This is a genomic window from Paenibacillus sp. FSL W8-0439, from assembly GCF_038008995.1.
GTDB lineage: Bacteria > Bacillota > Bacilli > Paenibacillales > Paenibacillaceae > Paenibacillus > Paenibacillus polymyxa.
The window spans coordinates 2,808,984-2,835,134 of sequence record NZ_JBBPAK010000001.1; the positions used below are offsets into that span (position 1 = coordinate 2,808,984).

At 40.5% G+C, this 26,151-nt stretch carries 2 protein-coding genes; both read left to right on the forward strand.

Annotated features, from left to right (window positions below; all coding sequences use genetic code 11):
- Positions 1–141 precede the first annotated feature (141 nt).
- Positions 142–8,781, forward strand: coding sequence for a non-ribosomal peptide synthetase/type I polyketide synthase (locus MKX36_RS11975; RefSeq protein ID WP_340864740.1), 8,640 nt, complete (start codon positions 142–144; stop codon positions 8,779–8,781).
- Positions 8,782–8,823: 42 nt separating this feature from the next.
- Positions 8,824–26,142 carry a non-ribosomal peptide synthase/polyketide synthase gene (locus MKX36_RS11980; RefSeq protein ID WP_340864741.1) on the forward strand — a complete coding sequence of 5,773 codons (17,319 nt, stop codon included), beginning with the start codon at positions 8,824–8,826 and terminating at the stop codon, positions 26,140–26,142.
- Positions 26,143–26,151 lie beyond the last annotated feature (9 nt).

Genomic DNA, 26,151 nt, shown 5'->3' on the forward strand with positions numbered 1-26,151 from the left:
TTGGGTATTAACTGAAACTGACCTTTCTGTCTTGGATTACTGTGAGAGGCCACATAAAATCACAGTTTCTGTGGCTGGTAAAGTTGATTATCAGACAAGCTATTCAAGAGAATATAAATAAAGTATTGGAGGTCGAAAATTATGGATAAAATCGCCATTATAGGAATAGGATGCCGTTTGCCAGGAGGAATAAGGGGGCCTGAGGAGTTCTGGGAAGCATTGACTGCGGGAAAAGATATGACTTCCGATTTACCCGAAGGCCGCTGGGATTTAGAAAAGTTTTATGATCCTGACAAATCAAAGCCAGGCAAGCATTACACCTGTCATGGTGGATTTTTAGATAAAATAGATGAGTTTGACCCTTTGTTTTTTGGTATTTCTCCAAGGGAAGCGGCCTTTCTTGATCCACAGCAAAGACTGATGCTGGAGACATCATGGGAAGCAATGGAAGATGGAGGCTTGGATCCGGCCAAGCTAGCAGGAACCAATACCGGTGTCTTTGTAGCGGGCTTCACCCTTGACTATCAAGCAATACAATTTAAAAACGAATCGGTTGAAAGTTTAGATACACATTCGGCAACGGGTATGATGATGACAATGTTGTCCAACAGGATTTCATATATATATGATTTCAGAGGTCCAAGTTTGTCTGTAGATACAGCGTGTTCGGGCTCTTTGGTTGCAACACACCTTGCATGCGGGAGTTTATTGAATAATGAATGTAATCTCGCAATAGCAGGCGGAGTAAGTGTTATAGCTACACCTGAGTATACCATAGCGGAAAGTAAGGGTGGTTTTTTATCTCCCGATGGACGGTGCAAAACTTTCGATTCCAGTGCAAACGGTTATGCAAGAGGGGAAGGAGCCGGCGTTGTGGTTTTAAAACGCCTGTCAGATGCTATCGAAGACGGAGATAGGATTTATGCCGTAATAAGTGGATCGGGTGTAAACCAGGACGGCCACACAGACGGGATTACTGTTCCAAACGGGCAGGCTCAGGAAAACTTAATGAAGGAGGTATACAAAAAGGCAGGAATATCACCTTCAGATATAACATATATTGAAGCTCACGGCACCGGCACTCCGGTTGGAGACCCTATTGAGGCTAATGCAATAGCACGAGTGGTTTCAACAGACAGGCCAAAAGATAAAAAGTGTATTGTCGGATCTGTTAAGACAAACATTGCCCACCTTGAGGCCGCTGCAGGAGTTGCCGCACTGATAAAAGCTTCACTAATCATAAAGCATAAGCAAATACCTCCACATCTGCACTTTAAGAATCCAAACCCTAAAATTCCCTTTGACGATTTATGTATACGAATTCCTCAGACCCTGGAGCCTTTGCCGCAACCCGCATTGGTTGGCATAAATTCATTCGGTTTTGGAGGAACAAATGCCCATATCCTCTTGGAGGAAGCTACAGATCTCCAAAAAGAGGGTACTCCTGAAGTTAATGTAAATACCGGATGGCCATATATGATTCCCATATCTGCGCGCTCAGAAAAGGCGCTAAAAAACTATGCGCAAAAGTATGTTGATTTTATTAATGGAAGTGGAGAAAGTATTTCTTTATATGATATTGGAAGCATGATGAGCAAAAAGCGCACCCATCATGACTATAGACTAGCGGTTTCGGCATCTTCAAAGGAAGAACTTGCAGGAAACCTGGAAGCGTATATTAAAGGACAAGCACGCCAGGGGATGTCTGCGGGAAATGTTGAGGCAGGAAAGTACAATAAAGCTGTTTTTGTATATACAGGTATGGGGCCCATATGGTGGGCTATGGGCAGACAGCTCCTTGAAAAAGACCCTGTGTTTAGAAATATGATAGAAAAATGCGATAAACTTACACGTCAGTATGCTGGATGGTCTCTACTGGAGGAACTTCTCGCTGATGAGGAGAATTCACGTCTGGACCAGCCCCAGTTTGCTCAACCTGCCAATTTTGCTGTTCAGGTGGGTTTGACTGAAGTATGGAAATCCTTGGGTATTATACCCCATGCGGTGGTAGGACACAGTGTTGGAGAAGTGGCTTCTACATATGTTGCAGGAATTTACAGCCTTGAAGATGCCATGTTGGTAAGTATTCACAGAAGCCGTGCACAGCAAAAAGCAGTAAACAAGGGCACAATGCTGGCGGTAGGTTTACCAGAAAAAGAAGTTGTGGCCCTGCTGGATGAGAACATAAAAGGTGTTTCAATGGCAGCAGTCAATAGCCCAAATTCGGTAACTTTGTCAGGTGATCCTGATGCCCTTGAGCAGATCCAAAAACAGTTGCAGGATAAGGGGGTTTTTGCGCGGCTTTTAAAGGTCAATGTAGCGTATCACAGTTACCAAATGGAACCATATGAGCAGGAGCTATTGGAGGCATTAAAAGGAATAAAGTCCCAGCCTGCCGGGATACCGATATATTCCACGGTTACAGGGAAAATGCTGACGGGTACAGAGTGTGATGGACATTACTGGTATAAAAATGTAAGAGAGCCGGTACGTTTTGAAGCAGCAATGTATGAAATGATTTCGTTGAATTATAACTTATTTATTGAGGTGGGCCCTCACCCTGTTTTAGCAGCTTCTATTTCTGATTGTCTGTCAGCTAAAAACGTTGAAGGTAAGAAGTTGTTCTCTATAAAAAGAAATGAAAACGAACAGGTTTCAATACTGGAGAACTTAGGGAATCTATATGCACTGGGATACCCTATAGATTGGAACAAGATTTACCGGTACCAAGGTGAGTTTGTAAGTCTCCCTCTTTATCCATGGCAATGGGATAAATACTGGATGGAAACGCAGGAATCAAGTGAATTTAGGCAGGGAAAAAATAAGCACAAGTTTTTAGGACGCCGTTTGAAAACTTCCAGCCCTATATGGGAGATTGAACTTAATACTACCTATATGACGTATCTTTCTGATCATAAAATACAAGGTATAGAAGTTTTCCCTGGAGCAGGGTATGTAGAGCTGGGAATGGCTTGTGCCAGAAGCTATTTTGGAGAGGGTTTTTATACAGTTGAAGATATAAAGTTTGAAAATGCTTTATTTTTAAATCAAGGAGTATCACCTGTGGTGCAGGTGGTTTTGGATCCAAAAACCGCAAAATTCGAGATTTCAAGCAGGATACCGGCACAAGATAAGACTTGGACATGCAATGCATCCGGCACAATAAGAAAACGGCAAAACATAAAGATCACTGCTAAAGATGAGTTGATTCAAATACTTGGCAATTGTACCAAAGAATACGGAAAAGAAGTATGTTATAAAACCTTCTATCAAATGGGTTTCCATTATGGTCCTTATTTCCAAGGTATAGACAAGATATGGAAAGGTGATAACGAAGCTCTTGGCAGGATCGAGATCCCTAAAATACTGGAGATTGATAGCTCTATCTACGGTCTTCACCCGGCGGTATTGGACGCCTGTTTCCAGGTTACCATTGCGGCAGTTGCACCACTTAATGAAGATGAAAATAACGAAGGCCAATCATTCCTACCTGTAGGAATAGACAGGGTGCAGCTTTATGGAAGGCCGGAGCCTGTCATGCTTTGTCATACGCAGATGGTAGATAGGAAAGATAATAATTTGAACGCCAACATCCGTCTATATAGTGAGGACGGAAATCTAATCGCCGAAATACTGGGCATAAGAACTAAGGAACTTGGAAATAGTGGAGGGTCTGATGCTGGAAGAGTTAAGGATTATCTTTATGAGATAAACTGGGAGCTTCTAAAAAGTGAAGAAGTTGATACCCGCACAGCTGCTGCTAACTCTGGAGCATGGCTTATTTTTGTGGATCATAAAGCAGCAGGAAAAGAACTGGCAAATCTCCTTGAAAAAAGGGGAGAAGAATGCTTTATGGTATATCCTGGTGAGAATTTTGGTTGGCAGTATGAAGAGCGTGAGATATATATAAACCCTCGAAGCATTGAGGATCTTAGAGCGTTGTTTGATGAATTCTCAAAAATTAAAACGAAGCTAACAGGTATTGTATATATGTGGAGCCTCAATATCCTTGAGATCCAGGAAGTTAGCAATACAGCTATAGAAAAAGCTTGTTTTGAAAACCTGTTTGTATTAAAACACCTGGTACAAGCAACCACAAATCTGGGATTAAATTTTAAGCTGTGGGTTATTACAAGAGGAGCCCAAATGATCAACAGGGCTACTCCAAATTCTGCATTCTTACAGTCGTTGGTATGGGGCCTTGGCACCGTCATAGGTTACCATGAGTTGCCTTCAAATTGGGGAGGCCTTGTAGACCTTGACATAGAGGCCAATGCGGGTGAAATGGAAATGCTGTTAAAAGAAGTCTTAGGTAATGGAGAGAACCAAATTGCTTTCCGTAATGGGAATAGACTTGCAGCAAGAATCGATAAACTGCGGATTGATATGCAGCATCAAGTACCCGTACATCTTCGCCCCGATGGAAGTTATGTTATTACAGGTGCTTTTGGTGGCATAGGTATGATTACAGCCCAGTGGATGGTTGCCAAGGGAGCAAGACATCTGGTACTGCTTGGACGCGGAGAATTTCCAAAACGTTCTGAATGGAACAATGTAGAGCCAGGCAGCAGCCTTGCAGAGAGGATTGAGTTTGTTCGTAAGCTGGAGTCCCAGGGGGCAACAGTATATATTGGATCAGTGGATGTAACTGATGAGGAAAAGCTTGCTGGATTTTTTAAAGATTTTGATAAGGAAGAAAGGCCTCCTATTCGAGGTGTTGTACATTCTGCTGGTATTACGGATGATCAATTTCTTGAGGTTAGTAAAGATGAGACTTTTTATAGGGTCCTTTCGCCTAAGGTAAATGGTGCATGGAACCTTCACCGTATGACAGAGGGGCGGCCTATTGACTTCTTTATTTTATTTTCTTCAGTTGCTTCTGTATTTGGTTCACCAGGCCAGGGAGCATATGCAACTGGGAATGCCTTTTTGGACTCACTTGCACATTACCGTTTATCGAGAGGACTTCCTGCACTGAGTATCAATTGGGGACCATGGTCAGAGGTTGGAATGGCTGCAAGGTTTATGGAACGTGATCCGGAGTATTATATACAAAAATCCATAGAATCTGTAACGGTAGAAAAGGGAATTAGGGCTATGGAGCACCTTGTTGGAGAAGCTGTTGCACAGTCTGTGGTTCTACCTATACTCTCGTGGCAAACGTTTGGGGAAAAATGGTTCTCACCCATGAGTTCTCCACATGTGCTTAAAACTCTTTTGCAAGATGAGTCAGGACAACAAGAGAATATAAATAAATCAAAGGTGGATGTTGATATCCTGGAGGATATTATTTCATCTCCAATACAGAGCAGGCAGAATATCGTTGAAATGCATATTAAAACAATAGTAGCGAAGGTTTTGCGTTATAATCCTGAGGATCTAAGTACCAAACAACCACTAACTGTTTTTGGGATGGATTCATTAATGGCCACCGAAATAAAAAACAGGATGGAGGTTGCCTTTAAAACACCTGTTTCCATAGTAGAACTTCTTAAGGGTTCCAGCATATACGATCTTTCCGAGCAAATGATATCAAAGCTATACGGATCGGGAAAGATTTCAGAACAGGATTCCCTAAATATGGGTAAGGCTGAGCTTGAAAGAATACCTAAAGTTTCTGAAAAAGAGTACTATGAAACCTCATCTGCACAAAAGATGATGTATATCATTAATAATCTTGAGGGTAACAACATTGGGTATAACATACCTGTGGGAATTTTATTTGAAGGTGGGATTGAAAGGGTTGCCCTTGGGGAAGCATTAAAAACATTGATACAAAGGCATGAAGCATTTAGGACATCCTTTGAGATGATTGATGGGGAGCTTGTGCAAAGGATACAAGATGAAGTTGATTTTACTATAGAATATTTTGAGTCTGAGGAAGACGGAGTAGAGAAAATAATCGATGAATTTGTAAGACCGTTCGATTTAAGCAAAGCACCCTTAATAAGAGTAGGTCTTATAGAAATCCATGCTAGCAGGCAAATACTTTTGCTTGATGTACATCATATAGTCTCGGATGGAACTTCAATAATCAGGACTTTTGATGAAATAGTTTCTATATTAAGTGGTGAAAGCCTTCCGGCAATGGAGGTGCAATATAAGGATTTTGCCCAGTGGCAGAATGGCTTGTTTAGCACTGAGGTTTACAAAAAGCAGGAAGAATACTGGCTTAATAGGTTCAAGGGTGAAATTCCTATCCTTGATATGCCTACAGATTATCCTAGGCCTCTCCTTCAAAGCTTTGAAGGAAATAGGTTGCTATTTGATTTAGACAGTCATTTGATGGATAAATTAAATGTACTTTCCTCCCAAACAGGAGCCACCGTGTATATGATACTTCTTGCGGCATTAAATACACTAATGTATAAATACTCAGGACAGGAAGACATAATTATTGGTACTCCTATAGCGGCAAGAACTCATTTTGATACTGAAAGAATACTGGGGATGTTTATAAATACCCTGGCATTAAGGAATTTCCCAGAGGGAAATAAGGCCTTTACTGAGTTCTTGGAAGAAGTAAAAGAAAGCTCCTTAGAAGCATATGAAAATCAGGAATACAGGTTTGATCAGTTTGTGACAAAACTTAACGTAAAGAGAGATTCAAGCAGAAATCCTTTATTTACTGTTATGTTTAATATTGTTCCTTCTGATGAGCATATTATGGAACATCGTGGTGAATTAAAGTATTCCAAATATCCGGTTGAAAGTAAAACATCAAAATTTGACCTAACATTCCAGTTGATACCAGATGGTCATAATATAATATTATGGATGGAATATGCTACACGTCTGTTTAAGAAGGAGACGGTAGAAAGGCTTGTTCAGCATTACTTTAATATCCTTGAAGAGATAACCTCAAACCCTGAAAAAAAACTATCAGAAATCAATATGTTATCCCAAGAAGAAAAGGAGCGAATAATATACGGCTTTAACGATACGAAGGTTGAATTTGAACATCACCTGACGGTACACCACCTGTTTGAGCAGCAGACGAAAGTACGTCCAGACAATATAGCAGTAGCGTATGAAGGCCGTAGATTTACATATGGCCAGATCAACCAAAGGGCAAACAGGATAGCAAGGTACATGCTAAAGGCTGGCACTGGTAGAGAAGAAGCCGTAGTTGTCATGCTGGAGAGGGGACCCTTATTTGTAGAATCGGTACTTGGTATATGGAAAGCAGGGGGGGCTTACATACCTGTAAATCCAAAATACCCTACACAAAGGGTGCTTGATATATTTAAGGAATCTAAAGCTGCCTATGTGTTGACCTTATCAGATTATGTGACCCAGCAGCTTAGTGAGAACTATAAAGGCCGAATTATATACCTTGACCAGTGTGAAAAAGAGATTGAGGCTGAAAGTGGCGAAAACCTAGATCTAGATATAGACATAAATAGTTTGGCCTATGTTATATATACATCTGGTTCAACTGGTGTACCAAAGGGAGCTATGATAGAGCATCTTGGCATGATAAACCACATCCATGCGGAAATAAAGGAACTTTGTATAACTAACAACAGCATAATATCCCAGAACTCGCCTCAATACTTTGATGTATCTGTATGGCAGTTCTTTGCAGCCCTAACCATAGGAGCTCAAATTATCATCTATCCAGATGAAATAGTAAAGGATGTTGCAAGGTTTACGAATCGGATCATAGAAGATGGCATAACGGTCCTTGAGGTGGTACCTTCATACCTTGCTTTAATGCTTGAGTATGTGGAAAATACAGGGAATAAACCGGAAAAACTTCATTACTTGCTGATAACGGGAGAAACCGTAAAATCCGGCATAGTAAGGAAATGGTTTGACCTATGTCCAAATACTAAAGTAGTTAATGCCTACGGACCTGCAGAGGCAGCGGACGATATTACTCTATATACTATGGAAGCTGCTCATGAAGGAGAGAACATTCCTGTAGGCAAGCCTATACAAAATATGAATCTATATATAACAGATAAAAACATGAACCTGTGCCCTATCGGAGTAAAAGGAGAGATCTGCGTCTCTGGAACAGGTGTAGGAAGGGGTTATTTAAATGACCCTGAAAAAACAGCCCATGTATTCCTTGAAGATCCTTTCAGAGAAGAAAAGGGGATAAGGCTGTACAAAACAGGAGACCTGGGAAGATGGCTGCCTGACGGGAATATCGAATTCCTGGGCAGAATAGACCATCAGGTTAAGATCCGCGGATACCGAATAGAGCTTGGAGAAATAGAAGCTCAGCTTCTAAAACATTCTTCAATAAAAGAAGTTGTGACAGCAACAAGGGAAGACCCCCAAGGGAACAAGTACATCTGTGCATATATAGTTGGAGAAAGTGAATTGACAATACCGGAATTAAGGGAGTATCTCTCCAAAGATCTGCCAGACTACATGATCCCTTCATATTTTGTACAGTTGGAAAAACTGCCTTTATCAGCGAATGGCAAGGTAGATAGAAATGCCCTGCCTGCCCCTGATGGAAATATTAATACAGGGGTAGACTATGCTGCACCATTCGGTGAAATTGAGGAGAAGCTTGTACTGATATGGAGCCAAATCCTTGGAGTCCAGAAGATTGGAGTAAATGATAACTTCTTTGAATTAGGAGGAGACTCATTAAAGGCAACCAATCTTGTATCAAGGGTTCATAAAGAATTTGACATAGAATTTGCATTAAAAGAAGTGTTTATGGGTCCTACAATTTCGGCAATAGCAAAAAGTATTAAAAATAGACTTAACGATACAGTGGAAATCGAAGAAATTTTAAGCATGATTGAAAATCTATAAATAGGAATTAAAAGAGATGAAATAGAGAAGAGGGACGAAGTTATGGATAATTTGATGAAAAGAATAGAATCTCTTTCTCCAGAAAAAAGAAAGCTATTTGAGACGATGCTAAAAGAAAAAGGAAAAGATGTTTCAAAATATACGCCAAATGCCTTTTCTGGAATACCTTCTGCCAGAGAGCAGGAATTTTACCCTATGTCATCTGCCCAGAAAAGGCTGTATATACTAAACGAGCTTGAAGGAGCAGGTACTGCATATAACATGCCAGGCGTCGTACTGCTGGAAGGAAACATTGATGCAGTACGCTTCGAACAGGCATTCAAGGAGCTAGTAAAAAGACATGAGGCTCTGCGCACATCATTTCATATGGTTGAGGGTGAACCAGTACAAAAGGTTCATGATTACGTGGATTTCAGTATTACGTACCTGGAACTGGATGAAGAAAAAGCAGCAGAAATAGTCAAAGAATTCATAACGCCCTTTGATCTTAGCCAAGTTCCATTACTGAGAGTAGGACTTGTAAAAACGAACGAAGACAGGCGTGTTATGATGTTTGACATGCACCACATAGTATCAGATGGTATATCAGTCAATATACTTATGAGTGAGTTTTTGGATTTGTACCAAGGGAAGACCCTTTTGCCACTACGGATACAGTACAAGGATTTTTCTGTATGGCAGAAGGAGATGTTTGCCGGAGACTCAATAAAGAAGCAGGAAGAATACTGGCTCCAGACATTTAAGGGTGATATACCGGTACTGGATATGCCTACTGACTATCCAAGACCGGCGGTACAAAGTTTTGAAGGAGATGCTGTAAGCTTTGAAATAAACCCTGAACTTTCAGTCAAACTAAATAAGCTTGCAACAGATAATGGAGCTACCTTATACATGGTACTGATGGCTGCATATAACGTACTCCTGTCCAGATACACTGGACAGGAAGACATCATAGTTGGAAGTCCTGTAGCCGGAAGGCCCCATGCTGACCTGCAGGGTATCATTGGTATGTTTATAAATACCTTGGCCATAAGGAACTATCCTGAGGGAGAAAAGACCTTCGTCCAATTCTTGCAGGAAGTAAGGGAAAATGCGTTTTTGGCTTTTGAAAATCAGAACTACCAGTTTGAAGAACTTGTAGAAAAACTTAATCTCATGAGGGACATGAGCAGGAATCCTCTTTTTGACACTATGTTTGCACTGCGCACTTCAAACAAGACAGAATTTGCAGCATCGGGTATAAACTTCAAACAATACAACAACTGGTTGGAAGGCAGAAAGGCAAAATTTGACCTTATGCTTGAAGTGGTAGAGGGTCAAGAAGGTATAACATTTAACCTTGAATATTGTACCAGGCTGTTTAAGAAGGAGACAATAAAAAGGTTTGGAACCCATTACATTACCGTTCTTGAAGAGATAACTGCATGCCCTGAAAAAAGGTTGTGGGAAATTGATGTACTGTTACAGGAAGAAAAACAGCAAATCCTATATACCTTTAACGCTACAGAGGCACAGTATCCTAAAAACAAGACTATCCATCAGCTTTTTGAAGAGCAGGCAGAGAAGAACCCTGATCATGTAGCTGTGGTATTTGAGGGTAAAAAGCTTACATTTAGTGAACTCAATAAAAAATCAAATGGGTTGGCCCATGTATTAAGGGCTAAAGGAGTCAAACCGGACAGTATCGTAGGTATTCTGGCAGAACGCTCACTTGAGATGATAGTAGCAATCCTAGGGGTATTAAAAGCAGGAGGGGCATATCTTCCCATAGATCCAGATTATCCTGAGGAAAGAATAAGTCATATGCTGGAAGACAGCCGGGCAGTGATCCTGTTGACCCAATCACATTTTATAGACAAATATACATCAATAGGTACAGTAATAAATTTAGAAGATGAGCAGGAATATTCAGATGAACAATATAACTTATCGGAGGTAAATAAACCTTCCGATCTAGCTTACTTAATATATACCTCAGGCTCTACAGGTAAACCCAAAGGGGCAATGATAGAGCATAGAAACATAGTAAGGCTGTTATTTAACAGTAAAATGCAGTTTGATTTTAACGAAAATGATGTATGGACTATGTTTCATTCTATGAGTTTCGATTTTTCCGTATGGGAGATGTACGGGGCCTTGTTATATGGGGGCAGATTGGTGGTAGTTCCTAAAATGACAGCACGCAGCAATGTAGAGTATCTGAGACTTCTAAGGAATGAGAAGGTGACCGTATTAAATCAGACACCTTCAGCCTTCTATAATATAGCCAATGAAGAAGTATCATATGAAGAAAAAGAACTTAAGATAAGATATGTCATATTCGGAGGGGAAGCATTAAAGCCTGCATTGTTGAAGGAATGGAGAAAGAAGTACCCGCAGACTAGACTCATCAATATGTATGGAATAACCGAGACAACAGTGCATGTCACATATAAAGAGATAGAAGAGGAAGAAATTAGATCTAATGTGAGCAGCATAGGAAGGCCTATACCAACCCTTACAACATATGTAATGGATAAGAACATGAAAGTTGTTCCCATTGGAGTAGCCGGAGAGCTTTGTGTAGGAGGAGACGGAGTTTGCAGAGGATATCTTGGAAGACCGGAGCTTACAAAGGAAAAGTTCGTTCAAAATCCGTACAAGCCGGAAGAGAGGTTATATAGATCTGGAGACCTGGTCCGGTTATTATCTGATGGAGAAATGGAATACCTGGGTAGAATAGACCACCAGGTAAAGATAAGAGGCTTTAGGATAGAGCTTGGTGAAATAGAAGCACAACTGCTAAAGCATCCTTCAATTGAGGAATCTTTGGTGATTGCAAAGGAAGACCATCAGGGCAGTAAATACCTGTGTGCATATATAGCGGGAGAAAATGAGCTGACAATATCAGAACTAAGGGAGCATCTCTTAAAAGAACTGCCCGAATACATGGTACCATCATACTTTGTGCAGCTTGAAAAAATGCCATTGACAGCTAATGGCAAGATAGACAGGAAGGCATTGCCTGAACCCGAAGGTAATATAAATACGGGAATAGAGTATGAAGCGCCTATAGGCGAATTTGAAGAGAAGCTTGCACTGATTTGGCAAGACATCCTTGGAATTAAGAAGATAGGAAGAAATGACAACTTCTTTATGTTAGGTGGACACTCTTTAAAGGCTACAAGCCTTGTAGCGAGAATTCACAAAGAGTTCAATATAGACATGCCTCTTAAGGAAATATTTAAGGCTCCAATTATAGCGGAAATAGCAAGGTATATGAAGGAAGCAAAGGAGAGTATATATCAATCCATCCAAACTGCTAAAGAGATGGAATACTACCCTATGTCATCAGCCCAAAGAAGGCTGTATATATTAAATCAGTTTGAAGGAGCAGGGACAGCATACAATATGCCAGGCAGCTTGCTGGTTGAAGGCAGTATTGATCTGGAGCTTTTTCAGAAGACCTTCCAACAGCTTATAAATAGGCATGAGACCCTTCGAACATCTTTCCATTTCATAGAGGGTGAACCCGTCCAGAAGATCAATGATCCTGTGGGTTTTAGTGTAGTGTATCTAGAATCTGACGAAGAAAAAGTGAGGGAAATCGTAAAAGAATTTATAAAGCCGTTTGATCTTGGAATTGCTCCGCTGCTAAGAGTAGGCCTTGTGAAAACGGGAAAAGACAAGCATGTCATGATGTTTGACATGCACCATATCATATCTGACGGTACGTCCATGGATATACTGGTACATGAGTTCATGGATATGTATGGAGGAAATAACCCTTCTTCCCTCCGTATACAGTACAAGGACTATTCTGTTTGGCAGAAGGAACTATTTGCTGGGGACAAAATAAAGAAGCAGGAGGAATACTGGCTCCAGGAATTTAATGGAGAAATTCCTGTGCTGAATATGCCAGTAGATTACCAAAGGCCTTCGGTTCAAAGCTTTGACGGAGGTTTTATCCGTTTTGAAGCAGGCAGTGAGCTTACGGGAAAACTTATTAAGCTTGCAAGGGATAATGGGGCTACTCTTTACATGACATTGCTTGCTTCATACAACATACTGCTGTCTAAGTATACGGGGCAGGAAGATATTATAGTGGGAAGCCCTATAGCTGGAAGACCTCATACAGATTTACAAGACATAATAGGTATGTTTGTAAATACTTTAGCCATGAGGAACTATCCCCAGGGAGAAAAGACCTTTGCTGAGTTTCTAAAGGAAGTAAGGGAAAACTCTATAAGGGCTTATGAAAATCAGGACTACCAGTTTGAAGAACTGGTGGAAAAGCTTAATGTAAAGAGGGATATGAGCAGGAATCCTCTTTTTGATACTATGTTTGTATTGCAAAATACCGGCTCATCAGAATTGAAGATAGATAGGCTTAAGTTTATACCCTATACAAATGAATTTAGAATATCCAAATTTGACTTGACATTAAATGCTCGGGAAACCCAGGAAGGTATTGCATTTGATTTGGAATATGCCACAAGGCTGTTCAAGAAAGAGACTGTAGAAAGGTTTGCAGCCCATTACCTTAATGTTCTGGAAGAGATAACGGTTTATCCTGGAAAAAGGTTGTCAGAAATTGATATGCTTTCACAGGAAGAAAAGCAGAAAATACTATATGACTTTAACGATACAAAGGTCCGGTATCCTAAGGATAAGACTATACATCAACTGTTTGAAGAGCAGGTAGAAAAGACACCCAATAATATTGCTGTAGTGTTTGAAGATAAACAGCTGACTTATAAGGAAGTAAACGAAAAGGCAAACCAACTGGCCAGAAAATTAAGAGAAAAGGGAATAAAACCTGATAGTGTAGTGGGAATTATGGTAGAACGTTCCCCGGAAATGATCATAGGGATCATGGCTGTCCTAAAAGCTGGGGGGGCTTATTTACCCATAGCTCCTGAATACCCTGAAGACAGGATCCAGTTTATGCTTGATGACAGTGGCAGCCAAATTATTCTGATACAGGATAAATTTATAAATGCTAAAGGTAGTTACAGAAATGCTGAATTTATTAGCATAGAAAATCAGGAACTATTTACTGGGGATGTATCAAATCCAAAGTTAATTAGTAAACCTGAAAACTTGGCTTATGTAATATATACATCCGGTTCTACCGGCAAACCCAAAGGGGTAATGATAGAGAACTACTCCGTAATCAACCGGATCAACTGGATGCAGAAGCAATACCCGATAGCTGAAGGTGATGTGATCCTGCAGAAAACTCCCTATACCTTTGACGTATCGGTATGGGAATTATTGTGGTGGAGCTTTACTGGGGCCAAAGTCTGCCTGCTGATACCGGGAGGAGAAAAAAATCCGGAAGAAATCGTGAAGGCAATCGAAAAAAATAAAGTTACCACAATGCACTTTGTACCATCCATGTTGAGTGTATTTTTAGAGTATGTAGAGGAAAAGGGGATAATAGAGGAAATAGCAAGCTTAAAGCAGGTATTTGCCAGTGGAGAAGCACTGAACCTGAAGCAAGTAGAAAAGTTCAACAAGCTGCTGTACAAAGAAAAAGGAACAAGCCTGCATAACCTGTACGGACCAACAGAAGCAACAGTAGATGTATCCTACTTTGGCTGCTCTACGGAAGAAGAATTGGAGCTTGTACCTATAGGAAAGCCCATAGATAACATTAAGTTGTATGTTGTCAGTAAGGAAAAGGGCCTGCAGCCGATAGGAGTAGCGGGAGAACTATGCATAGCAGGGGATGGACTGGCAAGAGGGTACTTGAACAGACCGGAACTTACAGAAGAAAAATTCGCAGCAAACCCATTCGCACCGGGTGAAAGGATGTACAGGACAGGTGACCTGGCAAGGTGGCTGTCTGACGGCAACCTAGAATATCTGGGCAGGATCGACCATCAGGTAAAGATAAGAGGCTACAGGATAGAACTGGGTGAAATAGAGAACCGGTTATTAAAGCATGAAGCAATAAAAGAAGCCGTGGTATTGGACAAAGAAGGAGCTGACGGAAATAAGTATCTTTGTGGATACGTCGTACCGGATCAAGAAATAACCGTACAGGGGATGAGGGAACACTTGTCAAAAGAGCTCCCGGACTACATGATCCCTTCCTACTTTGTGCGGATGGAAAAGCTGCCATTGACCCCTAATGGAAAAATAGACAGGAAAGCATTGCCTGTGCTCGATAGCAATGTTAATACCGGCGTAGAATACGTAGTACCTTCGGGAGAAATAGAGGAGAAACTTGCGCTGTTGTGGCGGGATATCCTTGGAATAGAGAAGGTAGGAAGAAATGATAACTTTTTTATGCTTGGGGGACACTCGTTAAAGGCAACAAGCCTTGTAGCAAGAATTCACAAAGAGTTCAATATAGACATACCTCTTAAGGAAATATTCAAGACACCAACCATCTTAGAAATTGCCAGATATATTAAAGACTCAAAGGAGAGCCTATATCAGTCAATCCAACCGGCAGGAGAAATGGAATACTACCCTATGTCATCTGCACAAAGAAGGCTGTATATACTAAACCAGCTTGAAGGGGCAGGGACAGCATACAACATGCCTGGTATTATGCTGCTGGAAGGAAGCATTGATACAGCGCGTTTCCAGGAAGTCTTCAGGCAGTTGGTAAAAAGGCATGAGACTCTTAGAACATCGTTCCACATGATCGATGGTAACCCGGTCCAGAAGGTTCATGACCATGTGGAATTCAGCGTGATGTACTTTGAAACTAACGAAGAAAAAGCCGCAGAGTATGCTGGGGAATTTGCCAGACCTTTTGATCTTGGCAAGGCTCCTCTGCTAAGGGTAGAGCTTGTAAAAACGGGAGAAGACAGGCATCTTATGATGTTTGATATGCATCACATTATATCCGATGGTGTCTCCATGGACATACTGATTCGTGAGTTTATGGATCTTTATGAAGGAAACAACCCTCCAGCACTTCGGATACAGTACAAGGACTACGCTGTATGGCAGAATAAACTGTTTGATGAGGGCGGAATTAGCAGCCAGGAGGAATACTGGCTCCAAGCATTCCAGGGAGAAATACCTGTACTGAATATGCCGCTAGACTATCCAAGGCCTGTAATACAAAGCTTTGAAGGGGATTTTTTTAGCTTTGAAGCAGGCAGTGAGCTTACGAATAAATTAAACAAGCTTGCAAGGGATAATGGGGCTACGCTTTACATGACACTGCTCGCGGCATACAACATATTGCTGTCTAAGCACACCGGACAGGAAGACATAATCGTTGGAAGCCCTATAGCCGGAAGGCCACATTCAGACCTGCAGGATATCCTTGGTATGTTTGTAAATACCTTGGCTATGAGAAATTACCCCAAGGGAGATAGTACCTTTGTAGAATTCTTGAATGAAGTAAGAGAAAACGCTCTAAGGGCTTATGACAATCAGGATTACCAATTTGAAGAACTGGTTGAGAAGCTTAACTTGAAGAGGGACATGAGCAGAAACCCACTGTTTGATACTATGTTTACCATGCAAAATGCCTCTAAGGTAGAATTTGCAGTACCTGGTATAAGCTTCAAACCTTTTAATAACGGGCTAGAGTATAGAATATCAAAATTTGACCTATCCATTGATGCAATAGAGCGTGAAGATGGTATGGCTTTTAGCTTTGAATATTGTACTCGGCTTTTCAAAAAAGAGACTATAAAAAGGTTGGCGGCTCATTACCTTAACGTGTTGGAAGAGATAACCGCAAATCCGTTTAAAAGGTTGTCGGAAATAAATATGTTGTCCCAGGAGGAAAAACAGCAAATAATCTATGGCTTCAATGATACAAAAGTAGAATATCCTAAGGATAAGACCATACAAGAGCTATTTGAAGAACAAGTGGAAAAGACGCCTGATAACATAGCAGTAGTATTTGAAGATAAATACTTGACTTACGGAGAACTTAATGAAAAGGCCAATCAACTGGCTTGGATCTTAAGGGACAAGGGATTAAAACCTGACAGTGTAGTAGCTATAATGGTAGACCGGTCCATAGAAATGATAATAGGTGTAATTGCTGTATTTAAAGCAGGAGGCGCGTATTTACCCATAGACACCGAATATCCTGAAGAACGAATCAGATATATGATCGATGACAGCTTGGCTGGAATTATTCTTACGCAAGAACATCATAAAGAAAAAATTAAATTTGATCTTGATATTATAAGCTTTGATGACTGTGTGAATTACAACGGGAGAACAGAAAATCTTCCTGTCATTAATAAATCTTGTAATTTAGCATATGTCATTTATACATCAGGAACCACAGGAAAGCCAAAGGGGATCATGATAGAGCATAGAAGTCTTGTCAACATATCTTACGCATGGAAAAAGGAATATAGGCTTGCGGATATGGATGTAAAGCTGTTGCAAATCGCAAGTTTTTCTTTTGATGTATTTGTGGGAGATGTTTCGAGAACGCTGCTCAACGGAGGCCAAATGGTTATTTGTTCATCCGAGGAGAGATACGATCCTGCACGATTATATTCACTTATTAAAACCCATAAAATAACCATCTTTGAATCCACACCGGCACTGATTATTCCTCTTATGGATTATATCCATGATAATGCTTTGATTATTGATAGCCTCAAGTTGCTTATACTTGGATCAGATACTCTCTCTGTGGAAGATTATGAAAGATTACAATCCTGGTATGGAGAGAAACTGCGGGTTGTTAATAGCTATGGGGTTACTGAGTCCACCATAGATTCCAGTTATTACGAAAAGAGACTGGGAAGCTATTTGGAATCCGGGAGTGTACCTATCGGAAAGCCAATGCAAAATATAAAATACTACGTTGTTGACAAACACTTGAGACCTCAGCCTACAGGGGTTTTGGGTGAGTTGTGCATAGGGGGAGAAGGGCTTGCAAGGGGATATCTAAACCGGCCCGAACTGACAGCTGAAAAATTTGTACCTAACCCGTTTATACCAGGGGAAAGGATGTATCGTACAGGGGATCTGGCCAGATGGCTGTCTGATGGGAATATGGAATTTTTAGGAAGAGTAGATCATCAGGTAAAGATAAGGGGATTTAGAATAGAGCTGGGGGAAATAGAAGCACAACTGCTAAAGCACGTTTCAATAAAGGAAGCAGTGGTTATTGCAAGGGAAGATCAGAAGGGAAACAAGTATCTGTGTGCCTATGTGGCAGGGGAAAATGAATTAACAATAGCAGAACTAAGGGGACATCTCTTAAAGGACCTTCCAGACTATATGATACCATCCTATTTTATGCAGTTAAAAAAGCTGCCGCTGACTCCCAATGGCAAAATAGATAGGAAGGCATTGCCCGAACCTGACGGCAATATCGATGCTGGAATAGAGTATGTCGCACCCTTGGGTGAAGTGGAGGAGAAACTTGTGGGGTTGTGGCAGGATATCCTTAGTATAGAGAAAGTGGGAAGAAACGACAATTTCTTTGAGCTGGGGGGACATTCCTTAAGGGCAGCAAATCTTATTGCCAGGATTCACAAAGAGTTCAATGTAAACATACCGCTTAAAGAAATATTTAAGAGCCCAAATATGTCTGAAGTTGCCGAGTGCATCAAGATTGCAAAGGAGAGTGTATTTCATTCTATTGGGCCGGCTGGGGAGATGGAGTACTATCCAATTTCATCCGCCCAGAAAAGGCTGTATATTCTAAACCAGCTTGACGCAGTTGGGATGGCATACAACATGCCTGGTATTATGCTAATTGAAGGCAAACTCGATAAACTGCGCTTTGAACAGGCTTTTAGGGAGCTTGTTGACAGACATGAGTCTTTCCGTACCTCATTCCATATGATAGATGGTAAACCGGTACAAAAGGTCCATAGCAATGTGGATTTTAGTGTTATGTATATGGAAAACGATGAGGAAAGAGCTGCGAAAATAGCCAGTGAATTTATTAGGACCTTTGACCTTGATGAGGCTCCTTTACTTAGGGTTGGGCTTATAAAAGTTGGAGAAGACAGATATATTATGATGTCTGATAAGCACCATATTATATCTGACGGGGTGTCTGACGACATACTGGTAAGAGAATTTATGAGCCTGTATGAAGGTAAGGAACTTCCGGAACTTAAGATTCAGTACAAGGATTTTTCCGTATGGCAGAACAGGCTGTTTGCTGATGGGACAATTAGTAAGCAGGAAGAATACTGGCTCCAAGTATTCAAAGGAGAAATTCCTTTGCTTAATATGCCGCTAGACTACCCTAGGCCAGCTATACAGAGTTTTGAGGGAGATGTGATCAGTTTCAAAGCAGGCAAGGAGCTTGCTGTTAAACTGAACAAACTTGCAGTGAATAATGGTGCCACGCTCTACATGGTACTTTTAGCTTCATACAATGTCCTTTTATCCAAGTACACCGGACAGGAAGATATTATAGTTGGAAGTCCCGTTGCAGGAAGGCCGCATACTGATCTTCAGGACGTTATTGGTATGTTTGTAAACACGCTAGCCATGAGGAATCACCCTCAAGGTGGAAAGACTTTTGTGGACTTCCTTAATGAAGTAAGAGAAAACTCCTTAAGGGCTTACGAAAACCAAGATTACCAATTTGAAGAACTGGTAGATAAGCTTAACCTGGAAAGGGATCTGGGCAGAAATCCACTTTTCGATACTATGTTTGTACTGCAAAATATCGAGGCATCAGAAGTGAAGATGGATGGGCTAAGGTTTATGCCCTATGACAGTGAAGTAAGAATATCCAAGTTTGACTTGACTTTAAACGCTGAGGAAACAGAGGACGGTATTGCATTTGAATTGGAGTATGCTACCAGGTTGTTTAAGAAAGAGTCAGTTATAAGGCTTATTGCCCATTACCTTAATGTATTGGAAGAGGCAGCAGCCTTTCCTGAAAAAAGGCTATTAGAAATTGATATGCTGTCACAAGACGAAAAACATCAAATATTATATGAATTTAATAATACAAAAGCAGGATACCCTCGGGAAAAGACCATCCATCAGATTTTTGAGGAACAGGTGGAACGGACACCCAATAATATTGCTGTAGTGTTTGAAGATAAACAGCTGACTTATAGGGAGCTAAACGAAAAGGCAAACCAACTGGCCAGAAAATTAAGAGAAAAGGGAATAAAACCTGATAGTGTAGTGGGAATTATGGTAGAACGTTCCCCGGAAATGATCATAGGGATCATGGCTGTCCTAAAAGCTGGGGGGGCTTATTTACCCATAGCTCCTGAATACCCTGAAGACAGGATCCAGTTTATGCTTGATGACAGTGGCAGCCAAATTATTCTGATACAGGATAAATTTATAAATGCTAAAGGTAGTTACAGAAATGCTGAATTTATTAGCATAGAAAATCAGGAACTATTTACTGGGGATGTATCAAATCCAAAGTTAATTAGTAAACCTGAAAACTTGGCTTATGTAATATATACATCCGGTTCTACCGGCAAACCCAAAGGGGTAATGATAGAGAACTACTCCGTAATCAACCGGATCAACTGGATGCAGAAGCAATACCCGATAGCTGAAGGTGATGTGATCCTGCAGAAAACTCCCTATACCTTTGACGTATCGGTATGGGAATTATTGTGGTGGAGCTTTACTGGGGCCAAAGTCTGCCTGCTGATACCGGGAGGAGAAAAAAATCCGGAAGAAATCGTGAAGGCAATCGAAAAAAATAAAGTTACCACAATGCACTTTGTACCATCCATGTTGAGTGTATTTTTAGAGTATGTAGAGGAAAAGGGGATAATAGAGGAAATAGCAAGCTTAAAGCAGGTATTTGCCAGTGGAGAAGCACTGAACCTGAAGCAAGTAGAAAAGTTCAACAAGCTGCTGTACAAAGAAAAAGGAACAAGCCTGCATAACCTGTACGGACCAACAGAAGCAACAGTAGATGTATCCTACTTTGGCTGCTCCACGGAAGAAGAATTGGAGCTTGTACCAATAGGAAAGCCCATAGATAACATTAAGTTATATGTTGTGAGTAAGGAAAAGGGCCTGCAGCCGATAGGAGTAGCGGGAGAACTATGTATAGCAGGGGATGGACTGGCAAGAGGGTACTTGAACAGACCGGAACTTACAGAAGAAAAATTCGCAGCAAACCCATTCGCACCGGGTGAAAGGATGTACAGGACAGGTGACCTGGCAAGGTGGCTGCCTGACGGCAACCTAGAATACCTGGGCAGGATCGACCATCAGGTAAAGATAAGAGGCTACAGGATAGAACTGGGTGAAATAGAGAACCGGTTATTAAAGCATGAAACAATAAAAGAAGCAGTGGTATTGGACAAAGAAGGAGCTGACGGAAATAAGTATCTTTGTGCGTACGTCGTACCGGATCAAGAAATAACCGTACAGGGGATGAGGGAACACTTGTCAAAAGAGCTCCCGGACTACATGATCCCTTCTTACTTTATGCAGATGGAAAAGCTGCCATTGACCCCTAATGGAAAAATAGACAGGAAAGCATTGCCCGAGCCTGACGGAAGTATGAGTACGGGAACAGAATATGTAGCGCCGCGGAATGAAGTGGAAGAGAAACTGGTTGAAATATGGCAGGAAGTGCTTGGAGCAAAACAGGTAGGAATAAGGGACAACTTCTTTAAAATAGGCGGAGATTCTATACGTGCAATATCATTAGTCAGCACAATATGCAAAAAGTTGGATATAAACATCCAAATCAGGGATATATACATGAATCCTGATATTGAGAGATTGTCTGCATTCTTAAAAGTAAAAGATACGGAAGCTTTTAACAGTAAGATGGGTAAAGCAAGGGAAGAACTGGAGTTATTTAAACAGCGAATATTGATGAATGAAACTCTCTCAGAAAAGTTACCTTCGGACATGGAAGATATATATCCGATGAGTCACATAGAGCTGGGTATGATTTATCATTCCAAAAAAGACTATGAAAATGCAGTTTATCATGACCAATTTGCATTTCATCTGAATGACAAAGACTTTGATTTCCCAGCATTTAAAGAAGCGATGCTTCTAATGACGTCAAAACATGATATTTTAAGGACGGTTTTTAATTTAGAGGATTTTGAAACTCCTGTGCAAATTGTTTACAAGGGCAGTAGTCTTGATATTGAGCAGATAGATATCATGAATTTTAGCAGGACAGGGCAGGTTGAGTATATAAACAAATATTTGGAAAATGACAGAGCGAATCCGTTTGATATATCAAAGCCCCTTTGGAGGATAAGAATATTCAAACTTGACGCAAACCATATTTGTCTGGTTCTGATATTCCACCATGCTATCCTGGATGGCTGGAGTGTTGCTTCATTGATTACGGAAGTTTCAAACCTATACTCTAAGCTTAAGCAAGAAAAAGATTATATACCAACACGGCTTAAATGCAGCTATAAAGATTATATAGCAGACCAAATGACAATTAAGGACAACCAGGAAGTAATTAATTATTGGAGAGAGGAATTAAGTGAATATAAAAGGTTGAATATGCCTGCAAATATTCATGGAAAAACAAAAAAATCTTATAAAGTAGACCATGTAACACGCCATTTAAGTCAGGAATTTTTAGGTGATTTAAGAAGTACTGCCAGAAGATATGATGTAAGCTTAAAGACACTTTGCTTTGCTGCATACACTTATATGCTCAATATGCTTTCATACGAGGATGACTTTGTCGTAGGTTTGGTAGAAAACAACAGACCTGTATGCGAAGATGGAGATAAGATGCTGGGGTGCTTCTTAAATACGGTTCCCGTCAAAATGTGTTTTGATAAAATCGATATATGGGAGGAATTGATAAAAGTTGCAGAAAAGAAATTAATAAACTTAAAGCTTTATGGAAGACTGCCTTTATTTGAGATCATAAATATCCTGGGCGGAAAAGAAAACAAAGAGGAAAATCCTTTATTTGATACCATATTCAATTATGTGGATTTTCATATATATAACGAGATAATAAACAAAGAAATCGGTGATGTTAAAGATAGAATTTCAGTTGATGAATATGAAGCAACCAATACAAGTCTTGACTTTACAGTAAGTAATACATTCGATGATCTTAATATAAGCTTGATCTACTCGGACAAAGTATTGGAAAGAAAACAGGCAGAAGAGTGTATAGACTATTTTATTAATATTTTAAATATGTTTATCCATAACCCCAAAGGGTCAGTTGACAAGCTTATTATATTAAGTCATGAAGAAAGAAAGCAGTTGCTGATAGACTTTAATGATACTAAGAAAGACTATCCGCAGGACAAAACCATACATGAGCTGTTTGCTGAGCAGGTGGAAAGGACACCTGACAACATAGCTGTGGTATATGAAGACAAGCACTTGACTTACAGGGAATTGAACGGAAAGGCAAATCATTTGGCCAGAGTATTGAGGAACAAAGGGGTAAAGCCTGACCGTATTGTAGGAATTATGGCCGAACGTTCATTTGAGATGATTGTGGGGATATTTGCCATATTGAAAGCTGGAGGGGCGTATCTGCCGATAGATCCTAATTATCCTGATACAAGGATAAAGTATTTGTTGGACGATAGTGGTTCCCAGATCCTTTTGACCTCCAGGACCTTTATGGAAAATAAGCAGATTGATGCGGATATTATATATCTGGAGGAAGAATATTTAAATGAAGAGAACTCAAAGCTTGAAAATGTAAACAAACCCTCGGACCTTGCGTACGTCATTTATACATCAGGTTCGACAGGGAAGCCCAAAGGTGGAATGATTGAGCATACTAGCGTTGTAAACATAATTACAGCCCTCCAGGCCATGTATCCGCTTAAAGCGGAAGACGCTTTTCTATTTAAAACAACTTATACCTTTGACGTATCCGTAGCTGAGATATTTGGCTGGTTCCTCAACGGAGGAAAGCTTGTAATATCACGCCAAGGTGTGGAAAAGGAAGCTATGGAGTTAGTAGAGGTAATAAACAAGCATAAGATAACCCATGTAAACTTTGTACCATCAATGCTGAATATAATGGTGCATACTTTAAAAGATAATGGTATAAAACTGCCATCAACTCTCAGGTATATTTTTGCTGCTGGAGAAGCGCTGCCCAAAAAGCTTGTCCATGAGCTTTTCGATGTCTCAGAGAACACATCTCTGGAAAATATCTATGGGCCTACAGAGTCCACGATATATGCAGCGGGTTACAGTATAACAAAGAAAATAGCAGAAGAACTTATAACAGTACCTATAGGGAAAGCTTTACAGAATGTATACCTTTATATACTGGACAAGCACAACCAATTAACTCCTGTAGGAGTGGCCGGTGAACTTGTGATAGGTGGAAGCGGTCTTGCAAGGGGCTATTTGAATAGACCTGAACTGACAGCAGAAAAATTTGTACCTAACCCGTTTATTCCCGGCGAAAAAGTGTACCGCACAGGGGACTTAGTAAGGCGGCTTCCTGATGGGAACATCGAATTCATGGGCAGGATCGACCACCAGGTAAAGATAAGAGGCTTTAGAATAGAGCTTGGAGAAATTGAAGCACATCTGGTGAAGCACACTGCTATTAAGGAAGCAGTGGTTATTGCAAAGGAAGAGCAGCAAGGGAAGAAGTACCTGTGTGCATATATTGTAGGGGAAAATGAATTGACCATTTCCGAGCTAAGGGAGCATCTCTTAAACGAACTACCTGACTACATGGTACCAGCATATTTCATGCATCTGGAACAGATGCCATTTAATGACAACGGTAAAATTGATCGGAAAGCATTGCCTGAACCACAGGGGAATATTAATACCGGAGTAGAGCATGTAGTTCCTAGAAACGAAAGAGAAGAAATACTGGCCAAAGTATGGGAAGACGTACTAAAAACTGAAAACATCGGGGTAAAAGATAATTTCTTCAGCCTTGGAGGAGACTCAATAAAAGCCATACAGGTAATGTCGCGTCTTAACGTCCATGGGCTAAAGCTTGAAATGCGGGACTTATTCAAACATCCTGTAATTGAGGAACTCGTCGAATATATACAATCTACAAGCCGAAGAATTCATCAAGGCCCGGTAGAAGGCATAGTACCGATAACACCTATACAAAGATGGTTGTATAAACAAGACAGCAAGGATATCCATCATTTTAATCAGGAAATAATGATATATGGGCGTAACGGATTTGAAGAAGCTATTATTCGAAAAGTATTGTCAAAGCTTGTACAGCACCATGATATTTTTAGAACAGTGGTAAAAATAGAGGATCAAAATATACTCCAATACAACAAAAACCTTGAAGGTGAACATTTTTCATTGGAAATTGTAGACCTTAGGGACAGCTATAATTACCGGGAAAAAATAGAGCTGGAAGCGTCGAGGATTCAGAGGAGCATGGACTTGTATAACGGTCCTTTAGTTAAGGTTGGTCTGTTTAAGACTAAAGAAGGGGACCACCTGCTAATAGCTATTCACCACCTTGTAGTTGATGGGGTATCGTGGAGAATCATACTGGAAGATTTGGACATAGGATACAGACAGGCGCTAAACAATGATGAAATAAAATTCAGCAACAAGACCGACTCTTTCAAAGATTGGGCACAGAGGCTTGATGAGTATGCCAATAGCCCTGAACTATTAAAAGAAATAAATTACTGGACCAATTTGGAAAAAACTAAAACAATACCGCTTCCAAAAGACCGAGAGATTGAAGAAAGAAGGTATATGAATAACAATAGCGTCAAGATCGAGCTGAGTATTGAAGAGACTGAGAAGATGCTAAAGCGGGTAAACCATGCTTATAACACAGAAGTAAACGACATATTGCTTACCGCCTTGGGATTAGCAGTGAGGGAATGGACCGGAAATGATAAGGTTCTGATCAGTCTGGAGGGGCACGGCAGGGAGGAAATCATTAAAGACATTGACATAAGCAGGACCGTGGGATGGTTCACCACCCAGTATCCCGTGGTGTTAGATGTCAGCGGACAACTCGATATTTCCCGCATGATCAAATCGGTAAAAGAAAACATCAGGCAGATACCTAACAAAGGGATAGGTTACGGCATACTAAAATATCTTACCTTGCCGGAAAACAAAGCCGATTTAAACTTTAATCTAAACCCTGAAATAAGCTTCAATTACCTCGGTCAATTCAACCAGGATAATGTAGACAATTTATTTGGAGTGTCTGATATTCCTGCCGGAGAGTCTACAGGACCAAACTATAAAAGTGAGTATTGTATTGATATTAACGGCGGAACTGTAGAAGGCGGGAAGCTGGAATTAAACTTTAGCTACAACCAGGGCGAGTATGAGAAGAGTACTATTGAAGGGGTAGCGGTGAGTTTTAAAAAGCATTTAGTAAACATAATAACCCATTGTGCAGAAATGGACTATTCAGAAGCTACACTCAGTGATTTTACAGTAGACGATCTGAATATGGATGAGTTTGAAGACGTATTGAATAACTTCGAATAAAAAGAGTTT